This window comes from Novosphingobium sp. (assembly GCF_031424035.1).
GTDB lineage: Bacteria > Pseudomonadota > Alphaproteobacteria > Sphingomonadales > Sphingomonadaceae > Novosphingobium.
The window spans coordinates 1-19,710 of record NZ_JANPGP010000056.1 but is presented as its reverse complement, the minus strand read 5'-3'; the positions used below and the strand labels follow the sequence as shown (position 1 = coordinate 19,710).

General features: G+C 65.1%; 20 protein-coding genes. 17 read left to right on the top strand and 3 right to left on the bottom strand.

The features are described from left to right. Positions 1-21 precede the first annotated feature (21 nt). Entirely contained in the window at positions 22-213 is a 192-nt protein-coding gene (locus tag RMO89_RS08645) for a hypothetical protein (protein ID WP_310532527.1), read from the bottom strand. Between the two features lie 12 nt (positions 214-225). After that, a complete protein-coding gene (locus RMO89_RS08640; RefSeq protein WP_310532526.1) occupies positions 226-438 on the bottom strand; it encodes a hypothetical protein in 213 nt (70 codons plus the stop codon). Between the two features lie 1,300 nt (positions 439-1,738). On the opposite strand from RMO89_RS08640, the gene RMO89_RS08635 reads away from it, so the two are divergent. From RMO89_RS08635 to RMO89_RS08560, 16 genes are all read left to right on the top strand, one after another. Beyond that, positions 1,739-2,299 (top strand): hypothetical protein, encoded by a 561-nt coding sequence (locus RMO89_RS08635; RefSeq protein WP_310532525.1) that lies wholly within the window; start codon positions 1,739-1,741, stop codon positions 2,297-2,299. Continuing rightward, positions 2,296-3,903, top strand: a complete 1,608-nt coding sequence (locus RMO89_RS08630; RefSeq protein ID WP_310532523.1) for a hypothetical protein — start codon at positions 2,296-2,298, stop codon at positions 3,901-3,903. Before RMO89_RS08635 ends, RMO89_RS08630 begins: the two co-directional genes overlap by 4 nt. Before the next feature lie 3 nt (positions 3,904-3,906). After that, positions 3,907-4,170 carry a hypothetical protein gene (locus RMO89_RS08625; RefSeq protein WP_310532522.1) on the top strand — a complete coding sequence of 88 codons (264 nt, stop codon included), beginning with the start codon at positions 3,907-3,909 and terminating at the stop codon, positions 4,168-4,170. Positions 4,171-4,195: 25 nt separating this feature from the next. After that, positions 4,196-4,864 (top strand): hypothetical protein, encoded by a 669-nt coding sequence (locus RMO89_RS08620; protein ID WP_310532521.1) that lies wholly within the window; start codon positions 4,196-4,198, stop codon positions 4,862-4,864. 113 nt (positions 4,865-4,977) lie between these two features. After that, positions 4,978-6,633: a portal protein gene (locus RMO89_RS08615; protein ID WP_310532520.1), complete on the top strand. Its 1,656-nt coding sequence runs from the start codon at positions 4,978-4,980 to the stop codon at positions 6,631-6,633. A gap of 3 nt (positions 6,634-6,636) precedes the next feature. Next, positions 6,637-6,972 (top strand): hypothetical protein, encoded by a 336-nt coding sequence (locus tag RMO89_RS08610; protein ID WP_310532519.1) that lies wholly within the window; start codon positions 6,637-6,639, stop codon positions 6,970-6,972. Then, the gene (locus tag RMO89_RS08605; RefSeq protein WP_310532518.1) at positions 6,956-7,927 is read left to right on the top strand and encodes a hypothetical protein; all 972 of its coding nucleotides are present in this window, start codon (positions 6,956-6,958) and stop codon (positions 7,925-7,927) included. The genes RMO89_RS08610 and RMO89_RS08605 overlap by 17 nt, the downstream gene beginning before the upstream one ends. 248 nt (positions 7,928-8,175) lie before the next feature. Then, a complete protein-coding gene (locus RMO89_RS08600; protein ID WP_310532517.1) occupies positions 8,176-9,114 on the top strand; it encodes a phage capsid protein in 939 nt (312 codons plus the stop codon). Positions 9,115-9,228: 114 nt separating this feature from the next. Then, positions 9,229-9,690, top strand: a complete 462-nt coding sequence (locus tag RMO89_RS08595; protein WP_310532515.1) for a hypothetical protein — start codon at positions 9,229-9,231, stop codon at positions 9,688-9,690. Positions 9,691-9,813: 123 nt separating this feature from the next. Then, the gene (locus tag RMO89_RS08590) at positions 9,814-10,011 is read left to right on the top strand and encodes a hypothetical protein (RefSeq protein WP_310532514.1); all 198 of its coding nucleotides are present in this window, start codon (positions 9,814-9,816) and stop codon (positions 10,009-10,011) included. Between the two features lie 6 nt (positions 10,012-10,017). Next, positions 10,018-10,590 (top strand): hypothetical protein, encoded by a 573-nt coding sequence (locus RMO89_RS08585; protein ID WP_310532513.1) that lies wholly within the window; start codon positions 10,018-10,020, stop codon positions 10,588-10,590. Beyond that, on the top strand, positions 10,591-12,870 hold the full coding sequence (locus RMO89_RS08580; protein ID WP_310532512.1) for a hypothetical protein: 2,280 nt from the start codon (positions 10,591-10,593) through the stop codon (positions 12,868-12,870). It abuts the gene before it with no gap. After that, the gene (locus tag RMO89_RS08575) at positions 12,867-13,391 is read left to right on the top strand and encodes a hypothetical protein (RefSeq protein ID WP_310532511.1); all 525 of its coding nucleotides are present in this window, start codon (positions 12,867-12,869) and stop codon (positions 13,389-13,391) included. The genes RMO89_RS08580 and RMO89_RS08575 overlap by 4 nt, the downstream gene beginning before the upstream one ends. Next, positions 13,391-13,837, top strand: coding sequence for a hypothetical protein (locus RMO89_RS08570; protein WP_310532510.1), 447 nt, complete (start codon positions 13,391-13,393; stop codon positions 13,835-13,837). The genes RMO89_RS08575 and RMO89_RS08570 overlap by 1 nt, the downstream gene beginning before the upstream one ends. Next, entirely contained in the window at positions 13,837-15,711 is a 1,875-nt protein-coding gene (locus RMO89_RS08565; RefSeq protein ID WP_310532509.1) for a hypothetical protein, read from the top strand. Before RMO89_RS08570 ends, RMO89_RS08565 begins: the two co-directional genes overlap by 1 nt. After that, positions 15,708-18,440: a hypothetical protein gene (locus RMO89_RS08560; RefSeq protein ID WP_310532508.1), complete on the top strand. Its 2,733-nt coding sequence runs from the start codon at positions 15,708-15,710 to the stop codon at positions 18,438-18,440. Before RMO89_RS08565 ends, RMO89_RS08560 begins: the two co-directional genes overlap by 4 nt. A 2-nt stretch (positions 18,441-18,442) precedes the next feature. Here the strand turns inward: RMO89_RS08560 and RMO89_RS08555 are convergent, their stop codons facing one another. Then, complete coding sequence (locus tag RMO89_RS08555; protein ID WP_310532507.1) at positions 18,443-18,877, bottom strand: hypothetical protein; 435 nt, start codon at positions 18,875-18,877, stop codon at positions 18,443-18,445. 191 nt (positions 18,878-19,068) lie between these two features. Between RMO89_RS08555 and RMO89_RS08550 the strand changes: the two genes are divergently transcribed. Next, positions 19,069-19,710: Bro-N domain-containing protein (locus tag RMO89_RS08550; RefSeq protein WP_310532506.1), on the top strand; the 642-nt coding region annotated here is incomplete at its 3' end.

Genomic DNA, 19,710 nt, shown 5'->3' with positions numbered 1-19,710 from the left:
GGTGAGCTTGGATTGGTGGTGTCAGGCTGGCTCGTGCGCCTCGATATCGGCGATCAGCTTGCGACAATCCCGCGTCTGCCGGTCAAACTGCCGCGCGAGGTTGTTGAGGCTGTTGTTCTCGGCCGTGGCGGCATGCTTCTCGTAGATCTCGGCAGCGGCCTCGAGCGCGCATTTGATGGTGTGAAGTTCGGTTTCGATGAATGTCATGGCCATGGGACCTTCCTCCTAGAACAAGCTGGGCTGGTTGGCACCGGCAAATGTCTGGTCGAACAGACCGAGGCCTTCGAGGCCGCGTTGCGGGCCGCGCGGCTGCCGGTTGTCCGTGCCGGCCGGCGCAGCATCGACCAGGGCGAGCTGGCGAGCGCCGGGAATGCCCTGGCGACGGAGGGGAAGGGCGTCGCCTCGGCGGCACTCTTCGCAGATGCAGAAATCGAGCATGGTTCGGTCCTTCCTTTGACCGTCAACCCGGCCTTTGCCTGGGTGACTGGTTGTTCCGATAAACCGGAACGGCTAGGCGTGTCAAGCGCCGCGATCGCCGTGTCAAACTCCACTGCGCAGCATGGCGGAAACCTGCCAAGTCAAGATAGCTATCCACAGACTGCGGCAAGCGCCGCACGCGATCGCAGCGGCCGCAAAGCGGACGCGGTGCGCGATCGCACTTTCCATGCTTCCCGCGCGCCCGGGCCCGATGGTTCGATTGACCTGGTGCGCGTCGATCTCGCGCCTCTCTCTTTGTCACCGTTGACCCCGGCCCGTTGGGATGCCAAGAGGTGGCGCAGCCAGTTTTCGGCTCCCTTCGGGTCAGGGGTAGCGGTTACAGACGTAACCACGGCGAAACCTGCTTGTAACTCTCAAAGCTTTGATATTGCTGCGCTTTTTGTGCGGTTACAGCGGTTACGTGATCTAGCCTCGCGTCATGCGCGTGGGGGCGTGTGCGAGCACCTGCGCGTATATGCGCGAGGGGAAAAGCTTGTAACTTTGAAACCACTCTGGATTTATGAGCATATTCATAGGTTTACTGGTTACAAGCTGGTTGCAAAGCGGTTACAGCTTGTAACCAGTCTGCGCCTCGGCCTCGGAACTGGCGGAGTTCTGCGGTTTCCGATTAAAATAGGGGTCGGATATCCGGCTCCGGCGTCGATCGATGCCGCCGATCGGCTGCGGAGCACCGTCGCGCGGGGGAGGGTGGCGCAAACTTTCGGGCTCGGCCGTGCTGGGCGGGTCGGCGCGGGCCTCGAGCTCGGCCTCGGCCTGGTCGACGGCGCTGCTGGTCGGAATGGCGGATTTCTGCCGTTTTTGGTGCGCGCGTCGGGGCGTGTTGGAAGGGTGTTGTTGGAAGGGTGGCCGGAGAGGCTCGGTTTTGCGTTGGTTTCTGGCGCTCGGCCCCTGCCTAGCAGGCCTGTGCGCGGTGCAGCTGGTCGACCAGGGCAAGGCGACGGCCTCGACCAGGGCGCGCGCCGGGTGCCGGCCGAGGCCCCCCCATGTCCCCCATCGCTGGCCTCGCGCGCCTCTAGCATGATCGCCCGCGAGGGATCCGGAATTTCGACCGGTCTGCTGCATGCAGGGGATCGGCACTGCCCGGGCGAGGATCGCAAAATCTCGACCGGCAACACCGGGTCGGGGTGGAAAGCCGCGAACCTATTTGGTCACAATGGGGTCGGGGAGAGACGCGGCCGGGCCTGTGCGATGGGCTGGGCGGGCTGCGTCGAGGCCGGTCACGTTAGGCGAGGGGATGCCCATGTCAACCGAGCGTAACCCCCTTGTGGATAACGGCGAGCACGGCGACGGCGGCCTCGGCACGGCGACGGGGATCCGTTCGGCGATCGCCGATGCCGGGCCGCTGCTGCCGCTGCGCGATGCCGAGCAGCTCGAGCTGCTGCGCGAAGAGAGCGGCGCGTCATCAACCTCGAGCAGCCACGTGGCGCTGGCACCGCGCGGGCGTGGGCGGCCGGTCGGCGCGCGCAACCGGCAAACGCAGGAGGTCCGATCCTACCTGCTGTCGCGGTATGTTCACCCGCTCGAATTCCTCAGCCAGGTGTACAGCCGGCCAACCGATGCGCTGGCGGCCGAGCTCGGCTGTTCGAAGAAAGAGGCGGCCTTCCTGCAGGTCCGCGCCGCGTCCGAAGTCGCGCCGTTTGTCGAGGGCAAGATGCCGGTGACCGTCGACCTGACGACGCGCGGCGACTTCACGCTGCTGATCCCCGGGATCAACATTACCGAGGCCGAGGCCAAGGAAGCGATGACCGGCGATTTCATCCCCTACGGCGATTTCGACGACGTCGAAGGCGGTGCCGTATGAGCCAGTATCTCGCGAAACCGCGTGAGCTCAAGCGGATCGGGCCGATTGCCGATGCCTATGTGGCGAGCCGGGCGTTCATCAAGGGGATCATGGGCCCGGTCGGCAGCGGAAAGACGATCGCCAGCGGCCAGGCCATGCTGCAGCTGGCGAAAAAACAGCCGGGCGTGAAGGGCCGGGACGGCGTGATCGTGCGCAAGTCGCGCTTCGCGATCATCCGTGACACCTATCCGAACCTCGATCGCAACACGATCCCCAGCTGGTGGAAGATCATCCCGAAGCACGTGGGCCATTTCATCAACGCGAGCCCGCGCCTGCACCGTTTCGCCTTCGTGCTGCAGCGCGACGGCCATATCGCGGATCCGCAGGCCCCGGTGCTCGAGGTCTGCCAGGTCGAAATGGAGTTCCGGGCGATCGGCGACCAGACGGTCGAGGATGCGCTGCGCGGGCTCGAGGTCACGGCCGCGCTGGTCAACGAGGCCGACCGGACCCATCCCGATATCCTGACCTTCCTTGCCGGCCGCGTCGGGCGTTTCGGTGATCTGGACTATCCCGAAGCGGTCGATCCGCAGATCATGCTCGATCTCAACGGCAACGACGACGAAAACTGGACCTACAAGGTGCTGGTCGAGGAAAAGCTCGACAATTCGGTGTCCGATGCGCTGATGGCAGTATCGGGCGGGCGGCCGCTGGTCGAGTATTTCGAACAGCCCGAAGCGGTCGACGAATACGGCAACCCCAATCCGCGCGCCGAGAACGTCGAGAACCTGCCGCAAGGGTACTATCAGCGGCAATATGCCTTCGCGAAGTCGCGCGGCAACCTCGATTACATCGCGCGCATGCTGCGGTCGAAGTTCACGCCGCAACAGTCCGGTCGTTCCGTCTTTCCGGAATATCTCGACACGATCCACAGCGCCGATTTCGAGGCAATCCCCGGCATTCCGCTGTTCATCATGGCGGACCAGGGCCTGATCGGCGCGGTGCTGGTCGGCCAGTACGTCAAGGGCCAGCTGCGGATCCTCGAAGAGCTCTCGGCGGTATTCGAAACCGAAGATGACCAGATCGAAGTCGTGCAGATGGGCGGCGAGGCGCTCGGCAAGATGACGCATGACGTGCTGATGCAGAAATATCCCGGTTTCGAGATCGGCGACGCGGTGTGCGATCCCGCCGGCGCGGCCGGCGAGGACGCGATCAACTTCCGGTCGTGGCGGCAGGACTTCCAGAAGGGGCTGGGCTTCAAGGTCCGCAAGGCGCGCGTGCCCAAGAATGCCATCGCGCCGCGCCTCAAGGCGGTACGCGAGCGGCTCAACCGGGTGATCGGTGCCGATCGCGCGCTGCTGGTCCATCGGCGCTGCAAGATGACCCGCCGGGCGTTCCGGACGAAGTATTATTACCAGCGGATCGGGAAGGGCGCGGGCGACGGGTATTACTCCGACGTGCCCAAGAAGGTGCAGGGCTACTCCGATCTGATGGATGCCCTGCAGTACGGCTGCTTCGAGCTCGACAAGGGGCTCGATCTCCACAGTTCAGCGACCAGCCTGATCGGCCACAATAGCGGCCAGCCTGTCGTGAACGACAGTGATTTCGATGTTTTTGCAGGAGTATGAACGATGCAACTATTGGGTGCAATTTTCGGGGGCGGTGCAAAGCTGCTCGGTATTGGCCTGGCAGGGTCGCTGGCGGCTAAGGCCATCGCCGGCGGCGGCAAGGGAGCGCAACCGCTGCCCCAGGCGACGCGCGACGATGCTGAGGCGATGGCGATGCGGGATAACGCCCTGCTGCGCCGCAAGGGCGCACTGGCCGACATGACCAACGGATCCACCGGCTATGAGCTGGGCGCTGGCTCGACCGGCCGCCTGGTCGTGGGCAACTGACTTTCAACGACGGAAGGAAATGACGATGAGTGATACCGAAACCAAGGATCAGACCGGTGAAAAGCTGGAAGATGTGAAGGAGCATGCGCCGGCGGACGTGATCGGCGCAGAGCTCGAAACCCCGAAAGAGCCGTCGGAAATGGACCTTGCGGCCAAGGCGGCGTTTGCCCGTATCGGCATCGAACTGGATGCAGAAAATGGGTCCCGTCCGGAGGTGCTTATCGACGGATTGAATGCCGCTGCCGACAATACCGAGCGGCTCACGGCCGAGCTGGCCACGGTGAGCGAAGAGCGCGATGCGCTGGTCGCCAAGTTCAAGGAAATCGAGAACGCGCCGAAAGCCAAGGCGGTGAAGGCCCCCAAGCCGCGCGAGATCGCGCCGCTCAAGGATGCGTTTTCGACCGATGACCTGCTTGAGCTGGTCAAGGGTGCGAAGCGGGTCGAGGTCGCGTTTTCCAACGGCAAGACCGAGATCGCGCACCTGCCGGCACAGGTGATCGAGGGCGATGCCTGGCGGGTCGGCGTCAACGGGCTGCGGCTCGAAGGTGTGACGCTGTCGGCCAGCGGCCCTGCCAGCCTGGCCGGCTATGGCCTGTTTCTCGACGGCAAGCTGGCGGCCTATCGCGCGCGTTCCGACGTGCTCGAGATCACCAGCGGCCACACGATGAGACTTGCCGGCGACGTGGTGTTCTGAGCGGACGCACCACGTAGCCGCAAAGCCCGGGCCGGTCGCCTCCTCTCCCGAACGGCCGGTCCGGGCACCTTTCCCGAGCCCCTCGACGCTTGAAGATCAACGGAGTGACAAAGATGATCGCAGCTATCCAGGATGATGATCTCGCCAAGGCGGACCTGCGCCGGCACGATCGGCTCAAGGCAGAACGCGCGCCCTATGAAGATATCTGGCGCCAGATCGATGAACGCTTTCCCGATGGCGCTGGCGGTTTCGACCGCATGAGCCCGGGCGGGGTGCGCGGCGCGAAGAATTTCGACACGACGCATATCACCGCGAACGAACGGTTTGCGGCGGCCGGCGTGGCGATCACGACGCCGCAGGAGAGGGATTACATCAAGCCGCGGTTCGCCGATGCCGAGCTGATGAAGGATCGCGACGTGCTGCTGTGGTGCGAGAAGGCCGGGCAGCGCCAGTACGCGGTGCGGCATGCCTGGCACACCGGCTTCGGGATCTCGGTCAACGAGGACTGGGACCAGCTGGGCCGCTATGGCACCAGCGCGGTGCTGACCGATGTGCGCCCCGATCGGCGCGGGCTGTACTACCGCACGTTCCACCTGTCGGAAATCTGGATCGATACCGACTTCAACGGCATGGTCGACACGGTGCACCGGCAGGTCTGCAAGCCGGTGCGCGAGATCGAACAGGAATTCGGCGAAGAGGCGCTGACGCCCAAGATGCGCGACGCGCTGGCCAAGGACGGCGGCGAGATCACGCCCTTCGAGCTGCTCTTCGTGGTCGCACCGAATACCACGTGGGACCGCGATACCTTCGATCATCGCCGGTTCCCGATCGCCTCGCGCGTGCTGGCCATCGATGAGAAGATCTACCTGCGCCGCAAGGGCTATTACTCGATGCCGATCAGCGTGAGCCGGCACACGACAAGCCCGCGCGAAAAGTACGGCCGCTCGCCGGGGATCAAGATGCTGCCGACGATCGGCGGCGCGAACGCGATGAAGCACACGACGCTGCGCGCTGCCCACAAGGCCGTGGATCCGGCGCTGCTGTTCAACAACGAGGACAACGTATCGAAGCTGGCGAGCAAGCCGGGCGGGATGAACCCGGGCTTCGTCGACGACATGGGCCGGGCGATGGTGGCGCGCATGCCGGGCGGCGAGAACGGGATCCCCTTCGCGCTCGAAATGATCGCGGCCGAGCAGCAGGAGATCAAGACCGCCTTCCTCGAGGAGTTCTACAAGATCCTGACCGATCCGAATTCGCGGATGACGACGGTCGAAGTGCTCGAGGTCATGGCCAAGCAGGGCGTGCTGGTTCGGCCCTTTGCCAGCCGGTACGAAACCGAGAAGCAGCAGCCGCTGTCGAACCGCGAGCTCGATCTCGCGCTGCGCGAAGATCACCTGATGCCGGAACTGCCCGATGTGGTGAAGGAAGTCGGTGCCTGGCCGCTGATGGAATACGACAACATGCTGGCGGCGATGGCGCGGGCGGAAAGCACCGGCAAGACCCTGCGCTGGATCGAGACGCTCACGGCCATGGCGACCGGCGGCAAGACCGATGCCTATGACTGGATCGATGACGACGTGGCGATCCCGGGCATGGCGGCCGAGATCGGGGTCAAGGCGAGCTATGTCCGCGATCCCAAGACCGTCGCCGCGATCCGCGAGGGGCGGCAGCAGGAAAAGCAGGCCGAGCTGCAGGGCCAGCAGATCCAGCAGGTGGCCGATGCCTATCAGAGCTTCGCCAAGGGCAACCAGCTGAGCGAGGCGGCGTAAGGCATGGCCATTCTCGAGGTCAACCGGCAGCGGTTCAAGGCGATGCTGCTGTCGCGATCGTACAAGGATCTGTTCCTGTCGCTGGTCCCCGCGCGGCGGCTCTACCGGAGCCTGTTTCGCGGGGACAACGGCGGGATGCACACGGTCGGCGAGCACGTGCTTGCCGACCTGCGCGACTTCTGCGGCGCGTCGCGACCAACGATTTTCGATACCGATCCGCTGATCATGGCACGCCGGGAAGGCCGGCGCGAAGTGTTCGTGCGGATCGCCAATATGCTCAACCTGGACGAAAATGCAGTCCAAAAACTGATGGAGTTAGATCATGGCCTTGGGGAATGACGGTGCTGCTGGCGGCGCAAATGTGAATGACTTTCTCGGCGCGGGCGCTGGCGGCGATACTGGCGCGGGCGGGGATGGCGGTGCCGGTGCGGGCGGTGACGCCGGCGGCGATGCCGGTGCAGGCGGCGCGGTCGATCCGGACTGGTTCGGCAACCTCTCGGCGAATGCCGAGGGCGACGTGCCGAGCAACCGCGATTACGTGAAGGCCAAGGGCTTCAAGGATATCGATGGGCTGGTCAATTCGTATCGCGGCGCGGAAAAGGCGCTGCATGATACCGGCCGGGTCAAGGTTCCCGGCGAGGGGGCCAGCGAGGCCGAGGTCAAGGCCTTCCGCACGGCGATCGGCGTGCCCGATGACGTTGCCGGTTACACGATCGAACCGCCCAAGGGCGCGGACGGCGAGGTGCTCAAGGGCGTCGACGGTGAACCGGTGAAGCTGTCGCCGGTGCTCGAGCGCCTTGCCGCCAAGGCGCTCGAAGCCGGGGTGCCGGCCGAAGGCTACAAGGCGATCGTCAACGAGTTCGTGCAGTCGCAGCTCGAGGAGCTCGGCACGCTCGATGCCCGGCTCAACGAGGAAGCGGCCGGCAAGGTCAAGGAATGGGGCGACAAGGCCCCGGCCAACCAGGCGGCGGTGACGCGCGCGATCGAGGCGCTCGGCATGTCGCGCGAGCAGGTGCTGTCGCTGCGCCAGGCGTGGGGTGCCGGCCCGGCCATGGACATGCTCGCCAAGCTGGGCAACGGCCTGTCCGAAGATGTGATGACCAACGGCGACGGCGGCGCGCGCCGGTTCGGCATGACCGAGGCGCAGGCAAAGGCGCGGTATGACCAGATCAAGGCGGACCCGGTGATGAGCGCCAAGATCATGGTGCCGGGATCGCCGGAACGCGCCGAATATGAGCGGCTGAACGATATCCTGGGCGAAGCTGCCAACCGGAAATTTGCAGCAGCGCAGTAGGGGGATTGACAGCGAGTCCCGCGTCAATCATTTTCAGGCCTTCCGAACCCCGGGAGCAGAGCCGCAAGGTATCACTCCCGGGTAGTAGGCAAGTCTCTGGCAAGCCGATCACGTCGCACAGACGAACGGCCCGGAGCCCAGCTGGGAAGCAGCCGCCGATCGCGGGCGTAAAACGATAGAGAGGCCCGGCAGTCGCCGGCAAGCCCTTCGAGCAACCAGTTCAACCTGTTGTTTGGAAGGCAAGGGCCATGTCCATCGCGATTACACCTGCAATGCAGGTCAAGTTTCAGAACAATCTCGAAATGCAGCTGCAGCAGACCAAGTCGAAGCTCGAGAGCGTCGCCGGTGCAGTGATTTTCGGCAGCGAAACCGGTGCCGAAAAGATCAAGGTCAAGGATATCATCGGCAACGTCGCGCCGCAGTTCGCGACCGAGCGCCACGGTGATACCAAGTACGGCAACCGCAGCTTCGACGGCATCTGGATCCCCAAGCCCGATGAAGGCTACGACGCCGACCTGGTCGACAATGCCGATAACCTCGGCACGTCGCTCAACCTTGGCAGCGCCACGATGATGTCGATCACCGCCACGGTGAACCGCGTCAAGGATCAGCGCGTGCTGGAAGGCTTCTACGGCTCGATCATTTCGGGCAAGACCGGCACCACCACGACGGCATTCCCCGGCGGCCAGACCATCGCGGTCACGGTCGGCGGTGCAGCCGGCGCGCAGAAGATCAACACGGCCAAGATCCGTGCAGCCACCAAGCTGCTCGCTCAGGGCTATGCCGATCTCGACGCGCGCCGCTTCATGGTGCTGACCGCCGACGACAACGATGCGCTGCTGACCGAAATCCCGGTGTCAAGCTCGGACTTCAAGGAAAGCTACAAGGGCAAGGTCGACGATCGCGGCCGCGTGGTGGGCCTGCTGGGGTGGGAATTCATCTACCTCGAGCTCGACAACCCGCTGCTCGGCACGATCCCGGCGCTGGCCACCGATGCGTCTAGCTATCGCAAGACCCCGTTCTGGGTCGAAGGCGGGCTGGTTGCCAACTACTGGCAGAACCTGCGGACCATGCTCGACCGCCTGCCGGGCAAGCTCGGCTCGGTCCAGTACTTCGCCGGCACGACGCTCGCCGCAACCCGCACTCAGCCGGGCATGTCGGGCATCATCCTCAACCAGAAGGGCTAACCCTTCGGGTCGCAATGAACCGCTCCGCTTCGGCGGGGCGGTTCAACCCTAACCATTCGCCAATGACAGCCGGCGAGGAAGTCCGGCCCGAGGCAGAGAGAAGGAAGCAAGTTCATGGCTACCTACTACGCCCTGCAGCAGGCAGGGGTTTCGCCCGACACTTCGGTTATCCCGCCCAACAAGGCCGATGGCCGCATTGTCGGTGCCAAGTCCGCCGGTACGATCGCGACCAAGGACTATACCGCGAACAATGCCGCCGCGCCGGCGCTGGCCAATACCGACAAGGTCTATCTTGGCCGCGTGCGCGCGGGTGAGCTGCTCGATGCGGTCGAGTACCTGACCGATACCACGCTTGGCGCGGTGACGGTGTCGATCGGCACGCTGGCGGCTCCAACCAAATACGTCAACGCACAGACGATGACGGCGATCAACACCTGGACCGGGCTTGCCATGGCGGCGGCCAACTTCACCGCCGGGCCGCTGGCTGCCGATGAGGATATCTACCTCACGGCGAACGGTGCGGTGGCGGCGGCGACGATCGCCCACTGGAAGCTGTGGACGCTCGGCAATCGCTGATCGGGCGCTGATCGGATTAAGGAATTCACCGGGCCCGGCGCAAGCATGGCCCGGTGATGGGGGAAAGGCAGGGGCTGCGTCGAGGCAATCCGCGCCTTTCCCCCCAACCACATGGAGGCCTGAATGGCGACCTGCAAATTCACGATCAAGCGCGGTCAAGTCGATCTCAAGGACGTGGTTGTCGCGGCCGGTGCGGCGGAAGCGCAGAGCGACACCATGTCGCTCAACATCGACTTCACCAACCTGACCAAGGGCGAGGCGCTGGTGCTGGTCGACGAGATCAAGCAGAAGATCTTCAACGCGCCCTGGCCGCCGCTCTAGGCTGCCATGTCGAGCTTCGTCCAGATCGCCAATGCGGTCGCGGTGCACGTGGGCACCGAAGCGCGCATCACCGATCCGGGGGACAACCGTACCCTGGCGCGGACGGTGCGCGAGGTCTGGGATCTCAACCGCCGGGCCGCGCTGCGCGATGGCAAGTTCGATTTCGCCATGCGTACGGTCGACCTGGCCGCGCTGGCGGGTACGGTGCCGGGCGACTGGCAAAGCATGTTCCAGGAGCCGGCGGAAAGCCTGCGCCTGGTCGAAGTCCTGACCGAGGGCGCGCGCGACACGTACCGGCACGAAGGCCGCGTGATCCTGTGCAATGTCGCCGGGCCGCTTTCGGTGCGCGTCGTGGTCGACGTGACCGAACCGGCGCTGTGGGATGAAAGTTTTGCCGAGGCCTTTGCCGCGCGGATCGCATGGCGCATCGGCAAGCGCATCGCCGGCAGCGCCTATAGCGAGCAGGCCGGCGAGGCGCTGTACCGGTCGCTGATCTCGACCGCGAAGAAAATCGATGCACAGCAGGAGCCGCCGATCGAGCAGGAAGAAAGCGACTGGATCACGGCGAGGTTCACCTGAATGGCCTCCTATCGTCACCTGCTGGCGGGCTTCCTTGCCGGTGAGATCGATCCGATGCTGTCAGGCCGGGTCGATACCGACCAGTACGCCTATGGCCTTGAAGCCTGCGAAAACTGGATCGCGACCGCTGAAGGCCCGCTGGTCAAGCGCGGCGGTTTCGAATTCATCAGCGCGGCGCAGGACGATGCAAGCCGGATCTCGGCCTTCCGCTTTTCCGTCACTCAGGAATACCTGCTGGAATGGGGCACCAATCTGCGCCTGTTCACCAATGACCTGCGGATCGAAAGCCCGCCGGGCACACCGGTCGAAGTGACGGTGCCCTATGCCCCGGCCGATGCGCCGGCGCTGTCATTCCAGCAGAATTATGACCGGCTCTACATCGATCATGCCAGCTATCCGCCGGCGAGCCTGCTGCGCACCGGCGCGGCGAGCTTTACCCATGCCGACCTGATTTTCCTCAACGGGCCGTTCAAGGATGACAATACCGATGAAACGGTGACCGTGACAGTAAGCGGCACGACTGGCGCGATCAACGTGACGTGCACTGCCGCCATATTCGCGGCCGGTCACGTCGGCGGCCTGATGCGTATCCAGGCGAAGGACTTCTCCGATATCAAGGCTTGGGAAGCCGGCATGAAAGGCGTTGCCACCAACGACAAGGTGCGCAGCGACGGCAAGGTGTACAAGGCCGTCGACATGGTCAAGGTCAGCCCGACCGGGGTGACCGGATCCTCGACGCCGATCCATACCGAGGGCGCGGAGTGGGATGGGCAGGGCAAGCAGGACGAACTGAACGCCAAGGGCCATTACGGGGTCAAATGGGAATATGTGCACGATCGCTTCGGCATCGTGGAAATCACCGGCTTTACCAGCGCAACGCAGGTCAGCGCGACGGTCAAGCGCCGGCTTCCGGACAGCTGCACCAGCGTCGCAACGCACCGCTGGGCGCTGGGCTGCTTTTCGGCGGCCGAGGGCTGGCCGGGCCTTGTCTCGCTGGCCTTCGGCCGGATGATCCATATCAAGGATTTCGACCTGATCGCATCGGTGGTTGGCGACTTTGGCGGCGGCCGGGCAAATTATGCCGCGTTCAGCGACAGCGGCGCGCCGGAACCCGACCTTGCCTTTCGGCGCAGGCTGGCGACCATGGATCCGCCGGTATGGATCGCGGGCGACCGCAAGCTGCTGCTGGGCACGGCATCGCGCGAGCTGGCTGTCGGCCCGACCAATTCGGCGGCGGCGATCTCTGGCGATAACATCACGGCGGACCCGCAAAGCTTCTATGGCAGCGAGGCGATCGCGCCGGTGCAGCTGGGGGTGCAGACAGTGTTCGTCGAGCGTGGCGGGCGGCGCGCACGATCGGCCAATTACGATTTCGGCAGCGATCGCTATGTCGCGGCGGACCTGACGGCGGCGGCGCGGCATATCACCGCCAGCGGCATTGTGACGCTCTGTGTGCAGCGCAATCCGCAGCCGCTGATCCATGCGGTGCGCGGCGATGGGCAGGTGGCCAGCCATGCTGACAGCCGTTCCGATATCAAGGGCTGGTCGCGGCAGGTGCTGGGCGGCGGCGCGCGGGCGCTGTGGGGCGAGGCGATCATCGGACCCGATGGCAAGCGCGATGCGCTGTGGCTGCTGGTCGAGCGGGTGAACGGCGTGGGCGATACCGTGCGCGAGATATGGAAGCAGGCCTATTGGCGCGAGCTGGGCGAGGCGCAGGATCAATCGTTCTATGTCGACGGCGGCGTGCGGATCGCGGCGACGGCCGGGCAGACGGTGTTCACCGGGCTCGATCATCTTGCCGGGCAGGCCGTGGCGGTGCTCGCCGGCGGCGCGGTGATCCCGGGGCGCTCGGTGGCGCTGGATGGCAGCCTGACGCTGCCGGCAGGGCAAGTCCCGGCCACGTCCTATACGCTGATCGTCGGGCTGGCCTACCGCGCCTATGCGCGGACCCTGCCGCCCGAGGTCAAGGTGCGCTCCGGCTCGGTGGTCGGCATGCTCAAGCGGGCGCGCAAGGTGGTCCTGCGCCTGCTCGAAACGCTGGGGATCAAGGTTGCCGGCCATACGATCGAAGGCGGCGACGGACCATTCGAGGAAGTGATCGACCGCAAGGGCGATGACCTGATGGACGCGCCGATCCCGCTGTTTACCGGGGCGACCAATGGCCTGGTCGACACCGCGTTCGACAAGGACGGCCGCGTGAGCTGGATCAGTGAAGATCCGCTGCCGGCGCTGGTGACCTCGACGGTGATGACGCTCGAGCTTGATACGGGGGACGCATGACCGAGTTCACGCGCCTTACCGAAAAGGATCTGCGCTCGATCGAGCTGCAGGAAAGCCAGAAAACCGTGCTCGGCATGCCGGGCGGGGTGAGCGACGAAGCCTTGCCGCATTACCTCGCCGCACCGCAGGCGTGGGCCTGCCGGGTAGCCACCAGAGACGGGGGGGCGCGGCTGATCGCCTGTTTCGGCGTGGTGGAACAGATCGCGGGCCGGCAAGGGGTGGCCTGGGCGCTGCTGGCAAAGGGGCTTGGCCATGCGCACGTGGCGCTGACCCGCCGGGCGCGCGCGGCGGTGGCGGACAGCGGCTTGCCGCGCGTCGAAGCCCTGGTGCGCGCGCCCGATATCGAGGCCCTGCTCGCGGATCGGCCCTGGCTCGATGCCGGCCAGCGGGTGTCGCTGGCACTGGCGACGCCGACCCCGGAAATGCGCTGGGCCGAAACGGTCGGCCTGACCCCGGCGCACCTGCTGCGCCGCTTTGGGCCGAGCGGCGAGACGGTCATGCTTTATGAGAGGTTTGCCTGATGGAAGCGCTCGCGATTGTTGGGCCGATAGTCCAGGGCGTCGGCGGCTTCGTCGCCAACCGGAAAAACGCGGCTAACCTAGAGGCGCAGGCGACCGAGGAAGTCAACGCCGGCGAGAACCAGGCGATGCGCGTGCGGGCGCAGGCGCGCCATGCCATCGGCGGCCAGATTGCCGCGCAGTTCTCCAACGGCTTCGAAGGCGGCACCGGATCGGCGCTCGACTGGCTGGCCGAAAGCCAGGTGCAGGCAACGCTCGACATGCTCGAGCTGCGCCGTCAGGCCGGATCGAAAGCGCGCAGCCTGAAATCGCAGGCCAGCCAGGCGCGCACGCAAGGCTGGTTCGATCTGGTCGGCGGACTGGTCGGTGCGGGGGCAACCGCGCATCAGCAGCAGATCGATAAGCAGCGGGTCGAAAGCAACTGGGCCGCACCGAGGATGCCCGGATAATGGCCGACGAAAGCGGATATCAGAGCCGGATCATGCCTCAGGCAGGCGCGCCGATGCCGATGGCATCGCCCGATGCCTTTGGCGCACAGGTCGGTCGCGCGGTCGGGCAGCTGGGTGAAGTCGCCCATCGCGGGAAAATACAGGCGCGCGAAATCGAGCTCAAGATTGAGGCCGATCGGCAGGCGGCCGAGGTCGCCAAGAGGTTGGCACTGCAGCGGCAGAACATGGTTGGTGTCGTGCAGCATCTGCGCACCAATCCCTCCGATCTAAACTATTCGACCCATTCTAAGCAAGTTGTCGAGACGCTCGAAGCTGCGCGTGAAGGGCTGCTCGACGGCATCACGTCGCGAGAGGTCCGAAACCGGGCGGAAGTGCAGATCAACGAATATGCGGCCGAGCTGGGATCGCGTGAAGAGATCTTCGCGCAGGGCAAGGCGACGGCGCGACAGTTCGGCAATACGGTTGAAACGCTCGATATTTACCGGAACGAAGTGCGCCGGGGGGCGATGACGCCGGCAGAGGCGCTGAAGGCCAGCTATGAGCTGACAGACGGCCTGCAGAACGTCGATCCGGAAGGCCGCAAGAAGCTGCGCGACCATGCCGATGAAGGCATCAACACTGCCTATATCCAGCATCTGCAGGACACGAACCCGACGATGGCGCGGGCCATTCTTGACAGTGGGAAGTTCGATTTCCTGCCGCCGGCAACGCTGGAAAGATTGCGCGGCAGCACGGACATGGCCCTGCGCACCGAGGCGTTCAAGGTCAAGGAAGCCGCGCTGGAAATCGACCGGCAGAAGCGGGACGAACTGAAGGGTGTAGCCCAGCGGCTCGAAGTCATGGGCGTGATGATCGACAAGGGTGATCCGCCGGCACCTTCGGACATTGCCGCAGCTATCGATGAATTCAGGAGCAAGGGCGGCGATCCGGCGGTTGCTGTCAAATATGCCTACCTTGCCGAAGATGCCGGGCGGGCGCGTGTGTTTGCGCGCATGGCGACCGGCGATCTGCAGGCGCGCGCCGCGCCGCTTCGTCAATTGCAAGCAGAAGGCCAGCTTGGGGGAGCCGGGGAACGTGAACTGGATCATATCCAGCGTACCCTGAAAGCACGGTCGGAAACGGCGGGTGAGGAATTGGGCGCCCTATGGAAAGCAGGCGGCGACAGCCAGCGGCAGGTCATAGCGCAGCTGCACAATATGCCGCGATCCGAACGGATGGTCTCGGCGGCGAAGCTGGGCGATAGGGCGGCCATCCTCGGGAGCCTCCCGCCCGATGCCAGCGCCGCAATCCTGCATGGGAACGAAGTGCGAAAGGCGCGCGGCAAGGACTATCTGCCCGTGCCTCCGGGTGAGGCGCAGCCAAGCGAAGCGGCGGCGCGCGCGGCATTCGATGCGCAGCTCGGGCCAATGGTCAGCGAGCTGGGCGGGGCCTATGACGAAATGCTCGATGCCGCGCTTGACCTGCATGCGGCGTGGCAGGAGCGGCGCGGGGTCACGCAAGGCTGGAACTCGGGGCTGTTCACCAGTGCAGTGCGCACGGTGTTCGGCGGCACCAAGCGACCGGATGGAACGGAGCAGGGCGGACTGCGCAAGATCGCCGGGCATGTGATCGAGCTGCCCGCCGGGTGGAGCCGCGAGGAATTCGAGACGCGGTATGCGCGCTATGATTTTACCAAGGCCGGGGCATTCTATGGCAGCGGGAAACCTGCGCAGAGCGCCGATGTGCGCCTGCACTATCGGCCCGTGGTCGAGCATGAAGATGATGCCGGGAACCTCTGGTACCGGTTTGAAGGAACCGACGGCGCACCGCTGATCCGCAAGGATGGCAAGGTATTCACGATGCCGGTTGATCGTGCGCCGGGTGCCGGGCGATGACAGCGCCAATCCTGCCGCAGAGCCGGTCTCCCGTCCGGCCCCGGCCATCGATGGGGCCGCCGGCCAGACCGGGCGAGGTCTATGATGCCGCCTCGGCGATGCAGGAGGCGGAAAATTCGGATGGGCTTGACCGCGCCTATGACGAGGAATTCGCGCCGGTCATCCGCGCGCTCAATGAAATCCGGCATCAGCGCGGCCAGATCGGGATCGTGCAGCCATCGTCGGGGGTGCCGGTAGAGAACACCCTGACCATCGAAGATATCCGCCGGACCGGCGGCGGTTCCGGTTATGGCTTCGCGAGCCGTCGCGCCATTGGCCGCGACGATGTGGCGCGCCAGATCCTTGCAGAGGTTGCGCGGGAGCAGGCGCGGGATCCGCGCGCCCTGAAGGGGATCGCGACAAATCTCGATGCCTTCATGGCTCCCCGCTATGAGCGGGACAAGGTCAAGCGCGCCGAAGCATCTGAAGTGCTGGCAAGATCGCCCGGCGGTTTCAAGGCAGGCGTGGCAGGCTTTGCCGGGGGTACGGTCCAGTCGCTGAACGATATGGACAATGTCCCGTGGCTGCTGGTCGGCGGATGGGGGAAAACCGTCGCCAAGCGGGTGCTGACCGAAGGTCTCGCCAATATGGCACCGGAGCTGATCCATAGTCCGAAAGTCGATGAATACCTTGGTAAGCTGGGGGAGACCCGGACATTCGGCGACAAGGCGCGCAACGCAGGATATGCATTCGCTGGCGGGGCAGTGCTGCGCGGTGGTTTCGAAAGCCTGCCCTATGTGGGTAAAGGTGCCGGCAAGGCGCTCGATCTCTCGCGGTCCGGATTTGAGCGTGTCGTCACGGCGAACTGGGATCGCCTGCCGGAAGGCCTGCGCACCCGGTGGGCAGCGCGGGCAACGCTGGTCGAGCCGGGCGGGCAGGAAAGGCTGCTGGCGGACATTGCCCAAGAGGTAATCGGCAAGCAGCATATCAGCGAAACCGAAGCGGCGGCGCTGACTGTGCTGCGGCGCGAGGCCGATGTGGCGGCCAGCAATCCATATGAAGCCAATGGAGCCGGGCAGCGTGAGCATGGTTGGCAGATCAACAGTCGCCTGCGGGGTGTGCCTGCTGCGGCAAAAGCGACCGGCACGTTCGACATGGGCCGGTTCATGGGTCGCAACCGGGCGGCGGAAAGCGGTGGCAATGACGTAGCCGCGGCGACCACGTCGAGCGCCTATGGCCGCTACCAGTTCCTGAAATCGACATGGCTGGGCAGCTACAAGCAGACGTTCGGTTCGACCGGAGAAAGCGATGCGGCGATCCTTGCCAAGCGGGCCGATGGCGCGGTGCAGGACAAGGTCATGCAGACGTTCACCGCCGGCAACGTGCGCGCGCTGCGCGCTGCGCAGGTGCCGGTCGATGATGGCACGGTGTACCTTGCCCACTTCCTTGGGTCGCGCGATGCGGTGCGGGTGCTGAGGGCGGCGGGCGATACGCCGGTGCACGAGCTGGTATCGGCGGCGAGCATCCGCGCCAATCGCACGGTGTTTGCCCGGGCCGGATCGGCGAGCGAGCTGGTAAGCTGGGCGCGCGGCAAGATGCAGCAGGACGGCGGGGGCTCTGTGCCTGCCCGGGCCGGTGCCGGGGGCGACGACGCTATCGATGCCGAACTGGCTTCGCTGGCCGAAGAGCGGGCGCTGCTGGCCGAGAAGCGCGCGATGCTGGCAGCCGAGGAAGGCCGTGCGGGCGATGGGCCGGATATGGATTTCGAGCCGGCACCGCAATTGCGCCGTGACCTGTTCGGCAGCGATATCGAATGGCGGATCGCGCAGAGCCGGGCCGAGGCCGACGAACTGGGCCTGACCGCGCCACTGTTCGGCAAGCGCGAGGCATGGGCGGAAGCGCGCGACACGCTGATGGCCGCCAAGGCCGGCGAGGTTCGCGGTGCACTGTCGCATCCGGAGATCGGCGCGATCGATGTGAAGTGGGGCGATGCCAAGGGCGGGCTGGCGCATATTGCGGCCAAGCATCCCGAAGTGATGGATGACCTGCCGGCGATCATCGATGCGATGGAAGTCACCAGCCGGAGCAAGAACCGCATTCGCATGGAAAGCCCCGATCACCAGGCGGTGGTGCGGCTCGACTATGACGGCGAGGCGCAGCAATGGCTGCTGACCGCGTTCGAGGTGAAGAAGGGGAAAGTCCCGCCGGCAGCGGAGGACGGAGGTGCTGCCAGTGGTGCGCGGGACCGCTCCCCCAGCGCCGGGACTGTGGGCGATATAGGCGCATCGGGCAGCATTGCCAAGGTGCCCGATGACCTGCGAGCCGCACTGACGCCCTATCCGCCGCCGAGCATGGGGCGCGGCGAGAGCGGGTTCTATACGTTTCAGGATGGTCAGGGCCGGACGATTTCATGGCATCCGGGCGACGGCGTGGCCAATGGTGCCGCGCCGAAGCGTACCGGGGTGAGCGCCGATGACGTGCGCGAATGGCTGGGGCGACCCCGGCAGGACGTGGCCGATCCGCGCATGGGCGACAGCCAGCTTGCGGCGTTCGATGATCCCGCCGGTGCGGCGGTGACCGCGCAGGTGGAAGGGCTGGCGCATGACGTGCGCGCGGCGATCGAGGCCGGCGATCTGGACGGACTGGCCTTTGCCGCGATCGAAGGCCGCGAAGCGACGGTCGCGGCAGAAGTGCTGGCCAAGCTGGACGCAGACGATGCCGCGCTCAAGGCGTTGCGGGGGTGCCTGTGATGTCAGGTCGCGGGTGCAGTGGTGGCAGTGGTCGCCGGGTCGGCGAGCGGCACCTTGGTGCATCCGCGTTGCGAAGAGAGGGCTTCAAGTTGGCGGCGGCGTTCGATCGAGCTTTTCTCGGCTCCGCCCTTGGCCATGGAATTCCCGATACCGAAGTCACCGAGTACTCCGAGCGCAGAGCGACCGTCAAAACCGGCTTGTTCGCGGATCTGCTGGTCGAAAGCATCAATCTTGGAAATCTCAATGGCGATGTCGCGACAATTATAAGCGCCCATTTCAAGCGAGGAGAGCGGGGCAAGGCGCCCGTACTGCTTTGTGGCGCAGCCGGTAATCGCGAGCGCGAGCAGAATAACTGTAGTGGTACGTTGCATCAAAGCCCCCTTGCCGGTCGAGTCGCGGCGATGTATAGCGCGCGTCGAGCGGTATGTCCCGCTCAAGGGATTAGCCTCCCTGTATCTGTTGGCGCAGCCCGCGCCACACGCCCAGTGTGGGCGCGGTTTTTTATGGTCGGGCGTGTTGCGAGCACCTTCGGGTGCGCCGTTCCAACAGACGGTAAGGCTAATCGTGGCACGTCCGGCCACCAAGGGAATAGCCTCCCGGTGGCCGGGCGATCTGTTGGAGATCGACCATGAGTGCATTGCTGTCCTACCAGTTTGACGAAGATCCCGTTCGCATCGTGATGATCGCGGGCGATCCATGGTTCGTCGCCAATGACATTTGCCGCGTGCTGGCACTGTCCAATTCAAGAAAGGCGGTCGGAGACCTCGACGAAGACGAGAGGGGTGTAACTATTAGTGACACCCTTGGCGGCATGCAGGAGATGAATGTCGTTTCGGAGAGCGGCATGTACAGCCTGATCTTCCGTTCGAGGAAAGCCGAAGCCCGCCGCTTCCGTAAATGGGTGACCAGCGAAGTGCTTCCCGAGCTGCGGCGCACCGGCAAGTACCAGATGCACGAGCTGGAACCGCCGCCGCCGCAGGCAATCGACCTCGATCCGTCACGACTGGTCGCGGGGGTGAGCGTTATCCGCGAGGCGCGGCGGCTGTTCGGCCCGGTAGCGGCACGGCGGTTGTGGATGCAGGTGGGCCTGCCGCCTGTCGTGGCGGACAGCGATGCCGTGTTCGATGGTGATCCGCTGGCGCTGCCGCTCAAAGCCTATCTGGTGGACAAGCAGGAAACCACGATCAGTCAAGCTGCCGATGGCATGGGGATCGAAGACCTTGACTGGTCGACCCGGTACCGGATCGGCAAGCTGCTGGCGCTGTGGGGC

What these genes read in the sequence shown, in the direction of transcription:
- RMO89_RS08610 (WP_310532519.1), top strand. Translation starts at nt 6,637, where the DNA reads ATGGCCATTCTCGAGGTCAACCGGCAGCGGTTCAAGGCGATGCTGCTG.
- RMO89_RS08570 (WP_310532510.1), top strand. Translation starts at nt 13,391, where the DNA reads ATGGAAGCGCTCGCGATTGTTGGGCCGATAGTCCAGGGCGTCGGCGGC.
- RMO89_RS08630 (WP_310532523.1), top strand. Translation starts at nt 2,296, where the DNA reads ATGAGCCAGTATCTCGCGAAACCGCGTGAGCTCAAGCGGATCGGGCCG.
- RMO89_RS08575 (WP_310532511.1), top strand. Translation starts at nt 12,867, where the DNA reads ATGACCGAGTTCACGCGCCTTACCGAAAAGGATCTGCGCTCGATCGAG.
- RMO89_RS08615 (WP_310532520.1), top strand. Translation starts at nt 4,978, where the DNA reads ATGATCGCAGCTATCCAGGATGATGATCTCGCCAAGGCGGACCTGCGC.
- RMO89_RS08560 (WP_310532508.1), top strand. Translation starts at nt 15,708, where the DNA reads ATGACAGCGCCAATCCTGCCGCAGAGCCGGTCTCCCGTCCGGCCCCGG.
- RMO89_RS08640 (WP_310532526.1), bottom strand. Translation starts at nt 438, where the DNA reads ATGCTCGATTTCTGCATCTGCGAAGAGTGCCGCCGAGGCGACGCCCTT.
- RMO89_RS08605 (WP_310532518.1), top strand. Translation starts at nt 6,956, where the DNA reads ATGGCCTTGGGGAATGACGGTGCTGCTGGCGGCGCAAATGTGAATGAC.
- RMO89_RS08595 (WP_310532515.1), top strand. Translation starts at nt 9,229, where the DNA reads ATGGCTACCTACTACGCCCTGCAGCAGGCAGGGGTTTCGCCCGACACT.
- RMO89_RS08645 (WP_310532527.1), bottom strand. Translation starts at nt 213, where the DNA reads ATGGCCATGACATTCATCGAAACCGAACTTCACACCATCAAATGCGCG.
- RMO89_RS08590 (WP_310532514.1), top strand. Translation starts at nt 9,814, where the DNA reads ATGGCGACCTGCAAATTCACGATCAAGCGCGGTCAAGTCGATCTCAAG.
- RMO89_RS08620 (WP_310532521.1), top strand. Translation starts at nt 4,196, where the DNA reads ATGAGTGATACCGAAACCAAGGATCAGACCGGTGAAAAGCTGGAAGAT.
- RMO89_RS08635 (WP_310532525.1), top strand. Translation starts at nt 1,739, where the DNA reads ATGTCAACCGAGCGTAACCCCCTTGTGGATAACGGCGAGCACGGCGAC.
- RMO89_RS08600 (WP_310532517.1), top strand. Translation starts at nt 8,176, where the DNA reads ATGTCCATCGCGATTACACCTGCAATGCAGGTCAAGTTTCAGAACAAT.
- RMO89_RS08585 (WP_310532513.1), top strand. Translation starts at nt 10,018, where the DNA reads ATGTCGAGCTTCGTCCAGATCGCCAATGCGGTCGCGGTGCACGTGGGC.
- RMO89_RS08565 (WP_310532509.1), top strand. Translation starts at nt 13,837, where the DNA reads ATGGCCGACGAAAGCGGATATCAGAGCCGGATCATGCCTCAGGCAGGC.
- RMO89_RS08625 (WP_310532522.1), top strand. Translation starts at nt 3,907, where the DNA reads ATGCAACTATTGGGTGCAATTTTCGGGGGCGGTGCAAAGCTGCTCGGT.
- RMO89_RS08580 (WP_310532512.1), top strand. Translation starts at nt 10,591, where the DNA reads ATGGCCTCCTATCGTCACCTGCTGGCGGGCTTCCTTGCCGGTGAGATC.